This is a genomic window from Pseudomonas sp. AC229 (assembly GCF_979254655.1).
In genome coordinates this window covers 246,278-262,425 of record NZ_CEEDHK010000007.1, presented here as the reverse complement: position 1 = coordinate 262,425, position 16,148 = coordinate 246,278, and the positions used below count along the sequence as shown (strand labels likewise).

Sequence of the window (16,148 nt, the reverse complement as noted above, 5' to 3'; positions counted from 1 at the left end):
GCGCTAATGCCTCCCCCACCGCTAGCTTCCTCAGACCAACCGTGCGCCGCCATCGATGTTCAGCGTGGCGCCGTTCATAAAGCCGTTGGTCATCAGGAAAACCGTGGCCGCACCCGCCTCTTCGGCGGTGCCGAGACGGCGCAACGGCAGCGTTTGTTCCAGAGCACTCACGAACGCATCGCGGCCTTCGCCTAGCGCTTTGCTGAAGATGGGCGTGTCGATTGGACCGGGCGACAGGGTGTTCACCCGAATCGGTGCCAATTCCAACGCCAGGCCTCGGGCCAAGGCTTCCATCGCCGCCGACGCAGCCGCCAGCACCGCACTGCCATGGGCCGTTGGGCGTTCCGACAACATGCCGGAAATGAAGGTGATGGAGCCGTCTTTGGCCAGGCGCCCGCCCAGGGCGCGAATGGCATGCACGGACGCCCACATGCGCTCGTCAAAAGCGCGGTGCAGCAGACCGATTTCCGCGTCCAGCACGTTGCCCACCACGTAGGTGCCGGCCAGCAGAACCAGGTGATCGACGTGGGGAATATCTGCCAGCGCGGTGTAAATGGCGGCGCTGTCGGTTACATCGGCGGCGCGCCAGGCGTCCAGGCCGTTGTCGCGGGCGGCCTGTTCGGCACGGGCGGCATTGGAGCCGATCACGGTTACATGCGCGCCGCTGGCTTTGGCTTGAATGGCGGCGGCCAGACCAATGCCAGAGGTACCGCCGAAAATCACCACGGTGCGGCCGTGCAGGTTACTGGGAATCGCGCTGTTAAGAGCAGGGGTTGTGGTCATGTCTATCTCCTTGAAAGCCGGGATGGCGTCGATGGGAGAAAGGCTAAAGGTAAGCGCGAAGATTGATAATTAGGCTGCAAGTCGCTTTACTGATGCCATGAAGGAACAAATAGGCTTGGACCGCCTGACCGGTCTTATTGCGTTTGCTCGCGCTGCGTCGCTAGGCAGTTACACCGCCGCCGCCCGGGACTTGTCCGTGTCGCCTTCGGCCATCAGCAAGAGCGTGCAGCGCCTTGAGCAGCACTTCGCGCTCAAGTTGTTTAGCCGCACGACCCGCTCGCTGACGCTCACACCCGAAGGCCGCGATTTGTACGAGCGCGCCCTGCGCATTTTGCGTGAAGTGGAAGCCATCGATCAGGCCGCCGTGGCCTCGCGTGCCGAACCTGCGGGCACGTTGAAAATCACCGCACCGCCACCGATTGGTTTAAACATATTGGCCCCCGCCCTGCCACGATTTCGCCAGCGCTACCCCAAGCTCGCCATAGATCTGCGCCTGGGCGACTCGCTCGCCGACATCATCGAGCAAGGCATCGACGTGGCCGTGCGCGTCGGCAACCTGGCGGACTCTCGATTGATCTCGAAAACATTGGCGCCCCATCGCATCGCCGCATTCGCTTCGCCCGAGTATCTGGCCCGGCGCGGCACACCGCTGCACCTGAGCGAACTGGAACAACATGACTGCGTGAACTTCCGTTATCAGAGTTCCGGCCTGGCGTTGCGCTGGCCGTTCAATGTGGAGGGCAACGTCAGCGAATGGGTGCCGGAATCGGGCATCACCATCGATGCCAGCGATGCAGTCGCCGCCGTGGTGGCGGCCGGCGGCGGCATTGGCATTTCGCCTACCTATGTCGCCGCGCCGTATGTAGCGCGCGGTGAACTGACGCCGCTGTTTCCCGAGCACGCCGTAGACCGTTCGTTCATCACCGCTTTATGGCCGGAGAGCCGGCGCGGCAGTCCGAATGTGAAGGCGTTTGTAGGTTTTTTGGAAGAACTGTTTCCCTCGCCTACGCCGTGGGATGAGCGGGTGCGTGGGGGGTGATTTTTAGTTTGCGGGGTTCGCTAGCAAGCTAACGCCTACGGCGGTTTCGCCTCCTTCGTACAGACGGCTAACGGCTCTGTTGGAGCCACCTTGGTGGCGAACCCTGGCAACAAAAATTCCCGCCCCTCCCCCAAGACCACAAAGCTCACGCCAAAACGATTACCCCAACCGTATTGACATATCTAATAATCTCGATATCCTCCTCTCCCCATGGAACTCGTCGAAATCTTCAAAGCCCTCTCCAACCCCATACGCCTTCAAATTTTGAAAGGCCTAAAGGACCCGGAGAAACATTTCCCTCCGCAAGATGAGGGCGACGTTCACACGGTTGGCGTTTGCGTCAGTAGCATTCAGGAAGGCATCGGCCTTTCGCAGTCAACGGTGTCGGCTTATTTGGCGACGTTGCAACGAGTCGGTCTGGTCGACGCCACGCGCATCGGTCAGTGGACGTACTACAAGCGCAATGAAGCGAACATCACTGCTCTGGCCCAGATCATAGGGACAGGTCTCTAATTTTTTTGCTCACGTATATCGAGATTCCTCGATATCCCTTTATCTAGATACGAGGATTCACCATGAAAGCAATGTTGCTCAACGCCTTCGGCGGCCCGCAATCGTTCCAGTTAAGCGAAGTGCCCAAACCCGTGCCCGGCGCCGGACAGGTACTGGTGCGGGTGCATGCCACCTCCATCAATCCCTTGGACTACCAAGTTCGCCGTGGCGACTACGCCGACCTGGTGCCCCTGCCCGCCATAACCGGTCACGACGTGTCAGGCGTTGTCGAAGCAGTGGGTCCCGGCGTGACGAGCTTCTCGCCGGGCGATGAGGTTTGGTACACGCCGCAAATTTTTGACGGCCCCGGCAGTTACGCCGAATACCACGTGGCGGCCGAAGCCATCATCGGCAAGAAGCCAGCATCGTTAAGCCATCTGGAAGCCGCCAGTCTCACCTTGGTGGGCGGCACGGCATGGGAAGCCTTAGTGGTGCGCGCAGCGCTGAGAGTGGGCGAAAGCGTGCTTATCCACGGCGGCGCGGGCGGTGTCGGCCATGTGGCCATTCAACTGGCAAAAGCCATGGGCGCGAAGGTGTACACCACTGCGCGTGAGGAAAACGCCGAGTTCGTGCTCAGCATGGGCGCCGATGTGGTTATCGATTACGAGAAAGAAGATTACGTCGACGCCATCAACCGCGAAACGGCGAGCCACGGCGTCGACGTCGTGTTCGACACCATCGGCGGCGACACGCTGACGCGCAGCCCCGACGTGCTCGCCCAGTTGGGCCGTGTGGTGTCGATTGTCGACATCGCCAAGCCGCAAAACGTGATTCAGGCCTGGGGCAAAAACGCGAGCTACCACTTCGTTTTCACCCGACAAAATCGCGGCAAGCTCGACGAATTGAGCGCGCTGGTTGAACGCGGTCAGCTGCGACCTCACGTGGGCGCCGTGTATTCGTTGGCCGACCTCGGTGCCGCCCATGCCCGTTTGGAAAGTCCGAACAACGGTCTTCGGGGAAAAATCGTGATTGCCGTCGAGCCATCACTCATTGCCTAAGCCCGCTTGCGCCTACTGGAGGTACACCATGATTTACGAGATCGCTCTGCTGCCGGTCCACCCAGACCGCATCGACAGTTTCCGACGGGCATTTGCAAGCGTCGCCCCGCTACTCTCACGCGCCAAGGGCTACGGCGGCCACATGCTTGCCCAAGGCATTGAACAGCCGGCGGTGTTCAACCTGATCGTGCAATGGGCGTCGCTCGAAGACCACACGCCCGGCTTCGAGGCGAGTGAAGACCATCGGCTGTTTATGCAGGGGTTGGAGGATTATTTCTCTGACGAACCCAGCGTCTACCACATCGAGGGCGCGGCGTTTGCTGCGGGTGGCGGATTGTTAACGTGAGTTAAACGGGCCAGATTTTTTAACGATCCTGAGTAGTCAGGGTCGTTTACAAATCTGGCCCCGTTTACGCCTACCGGCAAAGCGGAGCACCGCCAACCGGCAAAATAATCACGCCACCCTTCCCGGTACGTTCACTCCCGTGCCTTCTGGCAAATACGGTCGTATCGCCTCCAGTTCTTCATCGTTAAGCCGAATGCGCGTGGCGTCGAGCAAGCCGTCCACCTGTTGGGGGCGACGTGCGCCCACAATCGCGCCAGTCACCACCGGCGTTCGCAGCACCCAAGCAATGGCAACTGCCGCCGCGCTTACGTTGTGCCGTGCGCCGATGTCGGCCATCACCTGCACCAGCGCCAGGTTTTGGCTCAGGCGCGGTTCCTGGAAATCCGCGCTGCGCGCTTTGCGCCAGTCGTCGTCGGGAAGCTGGGCGATGCGCGCGCGGTTCATGCTGCCGCTGAGCAGGCCCGATTGCAGCGTGGAGTAGGCGATAACGCCGAGCTGCGACGCAGCGCAGTAAGGCAACACCTCGGCCTCGATGTCGCGCATCAGTGCCGAGTACGGCGGTTGCAACGAGGCGATGTCGGTGACGGCTTGGGCGCGCTTGAGCTGCGTGACGTCGAAATTCGAAACGCCAATGGCTCTGATTTTTCCCGCTGCCTTGGCCTCGGCCAGGGTGGCCAACGCCTCCTCAATGCCCTCGCTATTGGCTGTCGCCGGGAACGCTGGCCAGTGAATTTGGTAGAGGTCGATGGCGTCTACCTGCAAGCGGCGCAGGCTGTCTTCGATTTCCTTGCGCAGTGAGTGTGGGGCCAGTGAGTGAGAGATAGCACCGGTCGTAGCGCTCCACACTAGGCTGCCCTTGGTGAACACCAGGGGGCGACGCGACGCTGGCACCTGGCGCAGCAATTTACCCGTTAGCACTTCGGCATGCCCAAGCCCGTAAACCGCCGCCGTATCAATCCAGTTCACACCCTGATCAACGGCGTATTCCAACGCTGCCAGGCTGTCACCGTCGTCCTGCGCGCCCCAGCTGAATTCCCAACCTTGGCCGGCAATGGCCCACGTGCCCATGCCAATCGGCGAAATAAATAAGTCGGATGTGCCCAAACGGTGCTTCTGCATATAAACCTCAGGTCAGTTGAGGCCGCAGTATCGGAGCGAACGCTACCCTCGATAAGATGGGCAATCTTGCTTGAGCTACTGAATAAAATTCATGAAAACGCTCCCCGACCTGTCCGACCTCGACGCCTTTGCCGCCGTCGCTCGCCATGCGAGTTTTCGCAAAGCTGCTGACGAACGCGGCATCTCGCCCTCTGCCTTGAGCCATGCCCTGCGGACCCTCGAAGAGCGCCTGGGCGTGCGCCTGCTGAACCGGACCACACGCAGCGTGACGCCTACCGAAGCGGGCCATCAATTATTGGCCACGCTGGTGCCAGCCCTGGCGCAAGTGACCGGCGCCTTGCACGAATTGACCTCGCAACAACCCGTGCCCGCCGGCACGTTGCGCCTTAACGTGTCGCGGCCGGCTGCGCGCTTGGTGATTGGCCCTTTGTTAGCGCCCTTCTCGGCGGCGTACCCGCGTATCACCGTGGAACTGCAAACCGACGACAGCTTGACCGACATCGTCGCCAGCGGTTTCGACGCGGGCGTACGCTTCGGTGAAAGCCTGGCCGCCGACATGATTGCCATGGCCATTGGCGCACCTCAGACATTTGTCACCGTAGCGACGCCGGGTTATCTCAAGCAAAACGGTGTGCCGAAAACGCCTCATGACCTGCTGCTCCACACCTGCATCGGCCGGCGCTTTCCGAGCGGAAAACTATACAAATGGGAGTACCTCGACGGTCGCCAGCCCCTGCGCCTGGCCGTGACCGGCGCCCTCGTATTGGAAGACGACAGCCTGATGATTCAGGCCGCCAAAGACGGCGCCGGCATCGCTTATGTCTATGAGGAAATGGCCCGGGAACACCTCGCCAACGGGCAACTGACAGAACTGCTTTCGGACTGCAAAGCACTACCCAGTCGATTTTTCATCTACTACCCCAGCCGCCGACATGTGCCCCCGGCACTCAGGGCATTCATCGACTTTGCACGGGAATGGCGGCGTTGATGGCGCTCTTTTCTTGCAGCGCGCATCGAACGGCTAGAAAGGATTAGTCAGGCTTGATTGGGTATTAGCGGATGCAAGTCGAATAGCGCAGCTTTCAGGCCTCACAAAAGGCCAAGCTGTGGAGGTGTCCCATCATGGTGGTGGTTAACATTTTTCAAGGACATCGACGTCAGTGCGGCTGCGATCAATAGCGCCGTCTGCGCCGATGTAAACGTCTGTATCAGGCCACCTCGGTTTGACCCTGGTGCAGTGCCACTTTCCGCCGTTAACCCAATAAAACTCGAAAAAAAAATGGTCGTCCGGAAAGATGTGACCGGGACCACCTGTGACTTGGCCAGGGTAGATTTCACCTTTGTAGATACTGTGCTGAACATTCAAAATGTAACCGAGGCGCCCCTGCCCCTTTTCAGAAAAATAGAAGTTCACTTGCGGTGTGGCGAAATACCAAAAGACGATTGGAGCCAGTAAAAGCATCAACACCCAGCGCCAGAAGTGCCGCTTCGGTTTATTCGCAAATGTGGACATGTTTGTAATTCCCAGCCTTAAAACATGGCAGCACTAAAGTCTGCAAATTTCGGAGTTTATGATGTCGAGTAACTCGGAGCTTCACGCTTCCCAAAAAGGCAGAGCGTGGAGTTGTTCCGTCAGGGTAGTGGCCCGCATTCTTCAATAACCTTGGCATCAGTGCGGCTGCGATCGACGGCACCATCTGGGCCGATGTAGATATTGATTTTTGGCCACTTCGGTTTAGCCATGATGCAGTGCCACTTACCACCGTTGTTCCATTCGAACATCATAAAAAATCCGTCGCTCGGGAAGATATGCCCGGGTCCACCGGTGGCTTCACCGGGGTGGATCTCGCCTTTGTAGATAACGTCCCGAACATTCAAGATATAACCGAGACGCCCCTCTCCCTTGTCAGAGAAATGGAAGCTCACTTGGGGGGTGGCGAAATACCAAAAGACGAGAGGGGACAGTAATAGCGCTAGAACCCAACGCCAGAAGTGCCGCTTCGGTTTATTCGCAGATTTGGTCATGTGGCGTTTCCCAAACTTCAACGTGGCAGCCCTAACGGCTGCTGACGTCGACGTTTTAAAAGCAGTGGCGCAGTTTTAGTCCAACGACTTGATTTGCCAAGCCGTCGGTTTAACTGGGCATCAGCGGATGCAAGTCGAATCGCTCGGCGCTTCAGGCCTTACAAGGCCAGAATTTTGGGTTCTCCATTACGGTAGGGGCCCACACTTTTCAATAACGCTACCGTCAGTGCGGCTGCGATCGATAGCACCATCTGGGCCGATGTAAATATCGACTTTGGGCCACTTCGGTTTGACCATGATGCAGTGCGATCTTCCATCGTTGTTCCAATCGAACTCCATAAAAAATCCGCCGTTGGGAAAGATGTGCCCAACGCCACCAGTAGCTTCACCGGGGAAGATCTGGCCTTTCGAAATGGAGTGCTGAACATTTAAAATATAACCGAGACGCCCTTGCCCGTTGCTAGAGAAATGGAAGCCCACTTGGGGTGTGGCGAAATACCAAAAGAGTATGGGTGCGAGTAACACCGCCATCACCCATCGTCGAACGTACCGCTTCGGTTTATTCGCAGATGTGGACACGGGTCGCACCTCCCCAGCTTACAAGTGGTAATGCTAGAACTTCGTCCATGAGCAGCTTCGCGGTAATCCCACCGTCTGGGTGCTGCTCGCATAGGCTGACTCCAATGCTGATAGCGACTCGGTCTCCGACGTCATCCCACGCTCGCAACCCAGCGATGTCTGCTGAGCGGTGCGGCCATTCGCGCGTTTCCCACTCCCGAAACTTCCGAATCGAATCCGAAGCAATCTGCTCAAGCCCAGCGCCGTCCAGAAGCACGCCCTCGGAAAGACCACCTATGCGCCCCACATAGCCGTAATGGATGTTCGACCAGATGTCGTAGAAGTAGTCGACCGGACCTTGCTTATGCCAGTTCGCGCCGAACAGCTGCTCAATCGTCGGCTTGTGATCCCACGGCCTGTTTTGCCCAACCCGCTCGGCCCAAAGCGCCATCGCAGCAACCGTGTTACCAAGCTCCATGGCTTGGAAATCCGGAGTTGAACGACGTAAATACCAAGGAAGCTTTTCAAACTTTTCCCGTTCCGCTGCCGCGTCAAAGCCTGTGAGTTCTTTCATTTTCAGGACGGAGGGATGGGTGATGTTGCGGTTCATTTCCTCGGCGATATAGCGGGCCACCGGTTCCATTACATCGGGGTGTTGGCAGGTGACTGGCGCCGCCTTCTTTTGCGCCGGCGCAGGTTCGATGGGAGGGGAAAAACCGGTTTGACCCGAATGGCCCGTTTGGGCTGGAACGGCATGGGCCAATGGCGGAGCGCCAGCCGAAGTAGTTCGTGCTACAGGCGGTGCGTCGTTTTTATGATAAATGGCGGTAAGAACCGAAGGGATCAAGCGAGCGTTGCAAGGGCAACTGCTGAAGCTGTCCAACGTACCGGCCATTAGCCTGCCATGGCTGACCATATGGGAAATGCCACCGACGATCCGGTAGATTTTCCCGTCTTTCCCGCAAGAAACCTGATCACCTTGGCGAGAGTGAATGACGCCGAACATGTTGATTCCGCTATGACCTTCCAGCACTTTCCCGCCGCAGGTGGTTTTATCACCCAGGCCGATGAAATGACCTTCGCTCATTGATTTCTCTCCGTTAATCCCGGGCAGCAGCCTGCGGCGGTAGTTAGCGGAAAAAAATCGGACGGCTCCCAAGTTCACGCCCAACCGCCTCGGGTTGAGCTGCAGTGCAAAGCCCGGCTGGCAAGCGAAAACGCGGGAATTTTTATGTGAAATTTCGCGGGCAAAAACCTAGAATGCCGGCTCTCAAACGCCCTTCTCTGGAGCCAAGCCGTGCCGCGTCTTCTCTCTTTGCTTCTTCTGCTGCCGAGCATGGCGATGGCAGGCACACCCCTTGAAAACACCGAGCTTTATACAAAGCTGGCGAGCGACTGCCACGATGTAGACCTCACTACCTGGCAGCACCCGACGCGGTTGGTGTTGGAGAAAAACGGCATCAAGCTGAACCGTTTGCAGCTGTGCAACGGCGGCCACTATCCAATTTTCTTTGTCGACTTGCCGTACGACCCGCAAGGCCAGACGCTGGATTTTTTCATGCCGCTGTACGAGCAAATGCGCAAAGCCAACGGCAAATGGCCCTATGCGTTTGTCGCCGGCAGCGACGGCCAAGTGGTGTACATCAGCTATCGCGACGACGGCACCATTGCGCGCGATTTCGAGTTTTTTGTAGAGCCGTAGGTTTAAGCGTAGGGCTGAACTGCGGCCGGGAAAAAATCAGGGGCACAGTTATTGCTTTGCTAGCAATCAAAATATACATGGCTAGCAGCGAGACACCCTCCCCGATGATTGCCAGTTCCAACCGAGCAGTAATTTGCACGCCTCACGTCGAGGCCAGCGCCGCAGGCATGCGGGTTCTCGATGCGGGTGGCACAGCCATCGACGCGATGCTGGCAGCCAGCGCCATGCTGGGCGCGGTGTTCCCCCATATGACCGGGCTAGGCGGCGATGCCCTGTGGATGATCCACGATGACAAAGTGCGCACCATCGTGGGGATTGGTCAGGCCGGACAGCGCCTGCCGGACGGGGGCGCCATCACCTTGCGAGGCCCTGGGTCGGTTGCCACCACCGCCGGCGCATTGGCGAGCTGGCAGGTCGCGGCACAGATCAGTCGGCAACAGTGGGGCTCGAAACTGGGCTGGGCGGACGTGCTGGAAGACGCGGCATTTATCGCCGAGGCCGGCGCGCCGGTGTCGCAGTCGCAGCTGTTTTGGCAGACGCTGCGCCAGCCGCTGATTGCGCAATTGCCAGACCTGCAATCGCTGTGCATGACCGAAGGTCGTTGGCTGCGCGAGGGCGATACGCTGCGCCAGCCGCAGCTGGCCGACACGCTTCGCCATCTGGCGCGCCACGGTGTGCAGGATTTCTATCACGGTGAATTGGCCCACGCATTCGCGGCAGCCTTTGCCGAACTGGGTTGCGGCCTGACGGCGGCAGACCTGGCGGCCACGCGCGCCATGGACGTCGCGCCGATTTCGGTGCGCTACCGCAACGGTCACCTGTACAACGTGGCGCCACCGTCGCAGGGGCTTTATACGTTACAGGCCATGGCAGCGTTACAGCACAAGCCGTTGGCGAGCGCCGGTAACGGCAGCGCGCGGTATTACCACTATCTGGTTGAAGCCATCAAACAAGGGCTGCTGCGCCGCAATGCGCAGCTGTGCGACCCAGTAAGTAATCCGTGGAATTTTGCCGCCAGCCTTGAGCCTGCACTGGTCAGAACCTACGCAGATGCAATAGATGAAACGCGTGCCGCCCCCTGGAACGAGCCCGGCCGCCCGGCGGATACGGCATGGATGGCGGCCACCGATGCGCGGGGCCGCACCGCCTGCCTGATCCAAAGTCTGTTCCATGATTTCGGTTCCGGCTGCGTGCTCGGCGACACCGGCGTGCTCTGGCAGAACCGCGCGGCGGGCTTCAACGCCGACCCGCAGCATGCCAACGGCTGGGCGCCAGGGAAGCGGCCGGCGCATACGCTGAATCCGTCGTGCTACCTCGCCGACGATGGCCGGCGCTGGTTTTTCGGCACTCAGGGCGGCGATGGTCAGCCGCAGACGCAAATGGTGCTGGCCAGCCAGCTGATCGACTTTCAGCAGCCCGTCGACGCCGCGCTCAAAGCCCCGCGCTTTCTACTCGGCCGCAGCTTTTTCGACAGCACCGACAATCTCAAGCTGGAAGGCGATATGCCGCCGAGCACGATCCAAGGCTTGGCCGCGCTGGGGCACGAGGTGGAAATTATTCCTGCGCTCAGCCCCATGACCGGCCATGCTGGCGTGATTGCCATCGGCGCGACTGGGCAACGCACGGCCATGCATGATCCCCGTGGCGAAGGCACCGCGCTGGGGCAGGCGGATTGAGCGATTTACGCGTATTTACCGGGCTCAGGCGGCTAGCGGATAATGCCGCCGTTTGCCCGTCAGCCGCAGAGGAACCATTAGGTTGAGCACTGTCACCGCCAAACAGCTTGAGGTGGAGCGCATCGTCGACAAGCTTTTCAAGGCGATTGCCCAGCATCGTCTGCCGCCGGGCACACGGTTGATCGAAGCGCAGATCGTCGAATCCTTGCAGGCCAATCGCAACCATGTGCAGGTCGCGTTGCAGCGCCTGGCGATGCAAAAAGTGGTGACCATCGAAGCCAACCGTGGGGCCATGGTGGCGCAGCCCACGGCCAAGGAAGCGCGGGATATTTTCAGCGCCCGCCGCGCGGTGGAACGGGCGATTGTCGAGGCCATTACGCCGGCAATCATGCGCAAGCACCGCCAGCGCATCGCCAGCCACATGAACAGCGAACGCAAGGCCACCAACGACACCGACCGCCGCGCCATCGTGCGCGAGCTCAGCGAATTTCATCTGCTGCTGGGAGAGATCAGTGGCAACACCGTGCTCAGCGATATTCTTGCCAACCTGATGGTGCGCAGCTCGCTGATCGTCGCCCTGTACCAACGCAACGACGTGCCCTCCTGCGCTTCCGACGAGCACCAGCAAATCATCACCGCCCTGGAAAACGGCGATAACCAGCAGGCCGTAGCGGTGATGATCGAGCACCTGGATGAGCTGGAAGCGCAACTGGCGCTGGAGCAAGGCGAGTCAGAAGAATTCAATCTCAAGCAAGCACTGAGCGACTAGGCTGCCGGCTTCAGCAACTGGCCGGCCGGCCGGCTAAAAGTTTGTCGCCCGCCTTTGAAGCCCATCAGTGGCGCGCTTATTTCGGCAATCACGGCGGCCGGCGAGTCGGCGTCGAAGACGATAAAATCCGCTTTGCAGCCCGGCACCAGGCCGTACGCTTTCAAGCGCAGCAACCGTGCCGACTCACTGGAAATCCAGGCCAGGCATTGGCCCAGTTCGGCCTGTGTGCCCAGCTGCGTGACGTTGGCAAACAGGTTCGCCTGGCGCACCAGCGACGCATCGCCATAAGGCGTAAACGGGTTGCCAATATTGTTGGTCGACAGCGAACAGGTCACGCCACAGGCGTGCAACTGCGCCAAAGGCGCCAACCCGCGCGGCTTGTTGTGAAAGGTGTCGCGGCCGGTGAGAAATAAATCGGTGCTGGGCAAGCACGTCACCTGCACGCCGACCTCCGCCAGGTGCAGGCCCAACTGCATCAGGTGCGCTTTGGGCAGCGCTGAGAGTTTGGTGGCATGGCCGATGGTCACCCGCCCGCCCCAACCGTGCAGCGCCGTGCAGCGCGCCACTTCCAGGGCGGTCATGTTGTCGGGGTCGAGGTCGAAATCCAGGTGCAGGTCCAGGTCGCAGTCGTAGCGCGTGGCCAGTTCGAACAGACGCTGAATCTGGCCATGGGGGTTGCTGTCCATGTACGGGCAACCGCCCAGTACGCTAGCGCCGGTTTCCAGGGCCTGGCAGAGCAGCGCCTCGGTGCCGGGGTTGTTCAGCAACCCTTCTTGGGGGAACACGCAAATATCCAGGCCGATGGCCCAGGCGTAATCGGTTTGCAGACGGCGGATGGCGTTGAAGCCGATAAGGCCGATTTGCGGGTCCAGTTCCACATGGGTGCGCATGTGGGTGGTGCCTTGCAAAATGGCTTTCTCCAGCACCCGCGCACCGCGCTGGTAAACGTCTTGCTCGGTAAATTCAGCCTTCGCCGCGCGGGTTTGCGCCACGGCTTCCACCAGCGTGCCTTCAGTTAATCGGCAGCGCTGCATGATGCAGGCCTTGTCCAGATGGATATGGGTTTCGATAAGCCCGGGCAACACCAGTTGGCCGTTCAGGTCGAGGGTTTGCCAATCATGCGTGGCGGCGCTGAAGGCCTGGACGAAATAACCGTCCTCGACCAACAGTTCGGTCAAACCGCCCTCCTCGCCCAGCCTGGCATTAATGATTTTCAGCGCACTCATACCGCCACCGCTTCGCCCAGATACGCGGCGGCAAGCTCCTTGTCGTCACGCAGCTCGGCGGCACTGGCAGCTTTGACGATGCAGCCGGTTTCCAGCACATAGGCGCGGTCGGCCACTTGCAGCGCCAGGTTGGCCATTTGGTCGACCAACAGAATGGTCACGCCTTCATCGCGCAGCGCCGCGAGCGCGTCGTACAGCTCGCCGATCATGGCGGGCGACAGGCCCAGCGAGGGTTCATCGAGCAACAGAATCTTCGGCTTGGCCATCAAGCCTCGCCCTACCGCCACCATCTGCTGCTCGCCACCGGAAAGCAGCCCGGCCGGGTTATCGATACGGTCACGCAACCGTGGGAAGCGCGTGAGGATGGCCTCGATTTCCGCGTCGGCATCAAACGCATCCGGGCGCGAATAACCGCCCAGCAGCAAGTTGTCGCGCACGCTCAAATACGGGAACACCTGACGGCCTTCAGGCACCAGGGCCAAGCCGCGCGCGGCGATATGGCTGGCGCTGGCTTGCTCGATATTTTCGTCGTCCAGCAGCACGCTGCCGCCGCTCGCCCGATGCAGCCCGGCCAGGCACTGCAAGATGCTCGACTTGCCGGCGCCGTTCGCGCCAAGAATGGCCACCAGCTCGCCGGGATTGACCAGCAAATTGACTTTGTTCACCACCGGCGAGGCGCCGTAGTCGATGATCAGGTCTTTAACGTACACGCGCGCGTCGCGGCTGCCATCCCAGGCGTGTGACCGTGGCGTTGCCTGGTATTCGGTGCCGCCCAGGTACGCCGCAATCACCTGCGGGTTTTGCCGAATGTCGGCCGGTGATCCGCTGGCAATCGGCTTGCCCGCGTCCAGCACCAACAGATGCTCAGACACCGACATCACCAGCTGCATGTCGTGCTCAACCAACATCACGGTCAGGCCAAAATCGGCCAGCTTGCGCAGCAGCACGGCGAGCGCATCGGTGTCGGCGCGGCTCAGGCCTGCCGCCGGCTCGTCAAGCAACAGCACCAACGGCGCGGTGGCCAGCGCGCGGGCAATTTCCACGAGACGGCGGTCCACGTGGGGCAACTCATCAGCGGCAATATTCACTTCGCCGCGATAGCCCACCAAGGCCAGCAAGTCCATGGCCAGGCTGCGCTGCTCGGCAGTGGGCAGGCTGAAGGCGAGCCCGAGCCGGCCTTTCTGCATGGCCACCAGCACGTTGTCGAGCACCGACAATTCGCCAAAAAGCAGCGTGGTTTGGTAGGTGCGTGCAATACCGGCGCGGGCGCTTTTCCAGGCTGGCAAGCCCGCCAACGGCTGCTGCAAGTGGATCTCGCCGCTATCGGGTGCGTAGAAGCCGCTAATCATGTTCAGCACCGTGGTTTTACCCGCGCCGTTAGGACCGATGATGCTGGTGATGCTGCCAGCCGCAGCGCGCACATTCACATGCTGCGCGGCCTGCACGCCACCGAAGCGGATGCCGATATCGGTTACCTGCAAACCGGTCGCCGGACCTCGACTGCGCAAGTGCGCGGCGATGCGTTGTACGTTGATTTGGGTGGGCGGCAGCAGGCGGGTCGGTTTCAGCCAGCGCGCCGCAATGGCGCCGAGCAAACCGTTGGGGGCGATCCACAGCACCAGCAGCAACAGCGCCGAGAAAATCAGCAGCCGGTATTCGGCAAAGTTCGACAGCAGCTCCGGCACCAGCACGATCAACAGCGCGCCAATCAACGGCCCAAACAGCATGCCGCTGCCACCGACAATCACTGCCAGCACAAACAGAATGGACTGCGAAAAGGGGAACGACTCGGGGTTGATAAACATCAGCAGCGGCGCCAGCAAGCCGCCCGCCAAACCGGTGAAGGCCGCCGACAATGCAAACGCCAGGGTCTTGCTCAATACCGGGTTAAAGCCCAGCGAACGCGCGGCAATCTCCGAAGCTTTCACCGCGCGCATGGCCATGCCCCAACTGCTGCGGCTAACGCGGTGGTAGAACAACAGCGCGGCAATCATCAGGCCGCCCGCCAGCAAGGCCAGCAGCACCATCGGATCAAGCCCGGCGAATTCCGGCATGGGAATGCCCATCAAGCCATTGGAGCCGCCGGTCACGCCGCGCCACTCAATCAGGCCGTGGTGCACCACAAAGGCGAAGGCGATGGTGATCATCGCCAGGTACGGCCCGCTTACCCGTAACGCAGGGATTGCCAGCAGCGCGCCGATCAAACCGCTGACTAAACCGGCCACTGGCAACGCCAACCACAAAGGCCAGCCCGCCATTGTCAGCAGCGCCGACACATAGGCGCCGATGGCGTAGAAGGCGATATGGCCAAAGGAAATCTGCCCGCTGAGGCCGATCAGAATATTCAGCCCAACGCCCACCACCGCCGCCAGGGCGCACAGGGTGAAAACCAGTAGCGAGTAGCTGTCCAGGGTAAACGCCAGCGCAACGCAGGCTGTGGCGAGCAAGCCGATAAATACCGGAGCGGCAAAGGTTTTGAATGCATTCATACTTTCACCAGTGCCTGGCTGCCGAACAGACCGTTAGGGCGCGTCGCCAGCGCGAGAATAACCAAGGCAAAGGTCACGATCTGGGTAAACGCCGAGCCGAAATACAACGTGATCAACGCCTCGGCCAAACCAAACAACAGGCCAGCGGCAAACACCCCGCCCGCGCTGGTAATGCCGCCAAGAATCGCCACCGCGAATGCCTTCAGGCCAAACAACATGCCCATCTCCGCGCTCACGCTAAACAGCGGCGCGATCAGCAAACCGGCCACCGCCGCGAACACCGTGGACACTGCAAAGGCAATCGCCACCACCCGGTTCACGTTGATGCCCATCAGCATGGCCGCACGCGGGTTTTGCACGCAGGCCTCCAGCACCTTGCCCAGGCGCGTGTAGCGGCGCACCAGGTACAGCGCCAGAGCAATGGCCGCGCCGGCCAGCGGTATCAACAACTGCTGCGCACCGACGCTGCTGCCGAATATTTCCACGTTCAGGTGCACCAGGCTGCTTTCGAATTGCCGCGGTTCTTTGCCGAAGGTAAACAGCGCCAGGTTGTCGACCAGAATGCCGGCCGCCACCGTGGCCATCAGCCAGGCCTGCGAACCGCGACTATGAAACGGCCGCACCAGGCAGCGCTCGATCACCAGCCCGTAAAGCGCGCACAGGCTCAGCGTCAGCGGCAACGCCAGCCACAACGACCAACCCCAGTTGATGCAGAAGGTGTAACCCAGCACCGCGCCAACCATCATTGCGCTGCCCTGGGCAAAGTTGACGGTGCGCGAAACCACGTAGGTGAGGTGAAACCCCAACGCCAGTAACGCGTACATGCTGCCCAGGCCGAGCCCGGAAATAATGGCGGCGGTGAACAT

17 protein-coding genes are annotated in these 16,148 nt (G+C 60.3%); 8 read left to right on the top strand and 9 right to left on the bottom strand.

The annotated features are described in order from the left end of the window. Positions 1–30 precede the first annotated feature (30 nt). On the bottom strand, positions 31–783 hold the full coding sequence (locus AC0IW7_RS12330; protein ID WP_471818274.1) for an SDR family oxidoreductase: 753 nt from the start codon (positions 781–783) through the stop codon (positions 31–33). 115 nt (positions 784–898) lie between these two features. On the opposite strand from AC0IW7_RS12330, the gene AC0IW7_RS12325 reads away from it, so the two are divergent. From AC0IW7_RS12325 to AC0IW7_RS12310, 4 genes are all read left to right on the top strand, one after another. Further along, positions 899–1,822, top strand: coding sequence for a LysR family transcriptional regulator (locus AC0IW7_RS12325; protein WP_471818272.1), 924 nt, complete (start codon positions 899–901; stop codon positions 1,820–1,822). A 210-nt stretch (positions 1,823–2,032) separates the two neighbouring features. Further along, a complete protein-coding gene (locus AC0IW7_RS12320) occupies positions 2,033–2,335 on the top strand; it encodes an ArsR/SmtB family transcription factor (protein ID WP_471818270.1) in 303 nt (100 codons plus the stop codon). 62 nt (positions 2,336–2,397) lie between these two features. Further along, positions 2,398–3,372 carry a zinc-dependent alcohol dehydrogenase family protein gene (locus tag AC0IW7_RS12315; protein WP_471818268.1) on the top strand — a complete coding sequence of 325 codons (975 nt, stop codon included), beginning with the start codon at positions 2,398–2,400 and terminating at the stop codon, positions 3,370–3,372. Between the two features lie 28 nt (positions 3,373–3,400). Then, a complete protein-coding gene (locus AC0IW7_RS12310) occupies positions 3,401–3,718 on the top strand; it encodes an antibiotic biosynthesis monooxygenase family protein (protein WP_471818266.1) in 318 nt (105 codons plus the stop codon). 108 nt (positions 3,719–3,826) lie between these two features. On the opposite strand, the gene AC0IW7_RS12305 is transcribed toward AC0IW7_RS12310, so the two are convergent. Continuing rightward, positions 3,827–4,837 carry an aldo/keto reductase gene (locus AC0IW7_RS12305; RefSeq protein ID WP_471818264.1) on the bottom strand — a complete coding sequence of 337 codons (1,011 nt, stop codon included), beginning with the start codon at positions 4,835–4,837 and terminating at the stop codon, positions 3,827–3,829. Positions 4,838–4,928: 91 nt separating this feature from the next. On the opposite strand from AC0IW7_RS12305, the gene AC0IW7_RS12300 reads away from it, so the two are divergent. Continuing rightward, positions 4,929–5,825 carry a LysR family transcriptional regulator gene (locus AC0IW7_RS12300; protein ID WP_471818263.1) on the top strand — a complete coding sequence of 299 codons (897 nt, stop codon included), beginning with the start codon at positions 4,929–4,931 and terminating at the stop codon, positions 5,823–5,825. Positions 5,826–5,969: 144 nt separating this feature from the next. Here the strand turns inward: AC0IW7_RS12300 and AC0IW7_RS12295 are convergent, their stop codons facing one another. The 4 genes from AC0IW7_RS12295 to AC0IW7_RS12280 form a co-directional block, all read right to left on the bottom strand. Further along, positions 5,970–6,350, bottom strand: coding sequence for a hypothetical protein (locus tag AC0IW7_RS12295; RefSeq protein WP_471818262.1), 381 nt, complete (start codon positions 6,348–6,350; stop codon positions 5,970–5,972). 119 nt (positions 6,351–6,469) lie between these two features. Next, positions 6,470–6,862, bottom strand: coding sequence for a hypothetical protein (locus AC0IW7_RS12290; RefSeq protein WP_471818260.1), 393 nt, complete (start codon positions 6,860–6,862; stop codon positions 6,470–6,472). A gap of 186 nt (positions 6,863–7,048) precedes the next feature. Next, positions 7,049–7,393, bottom strand: a complete 345-nt coding sequence (locus AC0IW7_RS12285; RefSeq protein ID WP_471818258.1) for a hypothetical protein — start codon at positions 7,391–7,393, stop codon at positions 7,049–7,051. 28 nt (positions 7,394–7,421) lie between these two features. After that, positions 7,422–8,507, bottom strand: a complete 1,086-nt coding sequence (locus AC0IW7_RS12280) for a polymorphic toxin type 44 domain-containing protein (RefSeq protein WP_471818256.1) — start codon at positions 8,505–8,507, stop codon at positions 7,422–7,424. 210 nt (positions 8,508–8,717) lie between these two features. Between AC0IW7_RS12280 and AC0IW7_RS12275 the strand changes: the two genes are divergently transcribed. The 3 genes from AC0IW7_RS12275 to AC0IW7_RS12265 all read left to right on the top strand — a co-directional run bounded on the left by AC0IW7_RS12275 (position 8,718) and on the right by AC0IW7_RS12265 (position 11,567). Continuing rightward, positions 8,718–9,122 carry a hypothetical protein gene (locus tag AC0IW7_RS12275; RefSeq protein WP_471818254.1) on the top strand — a complete coding sequence of 135 codons (405 nt, stop codon included), beginning with the start codon at positions 8,718–8,720 and terminating at the stop codon, positions 9,120–9,122. A gap of 104 nt (positions 9,123–9,226) precedes the next feature. After that, positions 9,227–10,798: a gamma-glutamyltransferase family protein gene (locus tag AC0IW7_RS12270; protein WP_471818252.1), complete on the top strand. Its 1,572-nt coding sequence runs from the start codon at positions 9,227–9,229 to the stop codon at positions 10,796–10,798. A 76-nt stretch (positions 10,799–10,874) separates the two neighbouring features. Then, the gene (locus AC0IW7_RS12265; RefSeq protein WP_463384724.1) at positions 10,875–11,567 is read left to right on the top strand and encodes a GntR family transcriptional regulator; all 693 of its coding nucleotides are present in this window, start codon (positions 10,875–10,877) and stop codon (positions 11,565–11,567) included. On the opposite strand, the gene AC0IW7_RS12260 is transcribed toward AC0IW7_RS12265, so the two are convergent. Genes AC0IW7_RS12260 through AC0IW7_RS12250 form a run of 3 tightly spaced genes read right to left on the bottom strand, consistent with a single transcriptional unit; the run spans position 11,564 to position 16,148 of the window. Next, positions 11,564–12,793: an amidohydrolase family protein gene (locus tag AC0IW7_RS12260; protein ID WP_471818250.1), complete on the bottom strand. Its 1,230-nt coding sequence runs from the start codon at positions 12,791–12,793 to the stop codon at positions 11,564–11,566. The two genes, AC0IW7_RS12265 and AC0IW7_RS12260, sit on opposite strands and share 4 nt — an antisense overlap. Then, positions 12,790–15,282, bottom strand: coding sequence for a branched-chain amino acid ABC transporter ATP-binding protein/permease (locus tag AC0IW7_RS12255; protein WP_471818248.1), 2,493 nt, complete (start codon positions 15,280–15,282; stop codon positions 12,790–12,792). The genes AC0IW7_RS12260 and AC0IW7_RS12255 overlap by 4 nt, the downstream gene beginning before the upstream one ends. Then, a complete protein-coding gene (locus AC0IW7_RS12250; protein ID WP_463383218.1) occupies positions 15,279–16,148 on the bottom strand; it encodes a branched-chain amino acid ABC transporter permease in 870 nt (289 codons plus the stop codon). The genes AC0IW7_RS12255 and AC0IW7_RS12250 overlap by 4 nt, the downstream gene beginning before the upstream one ends.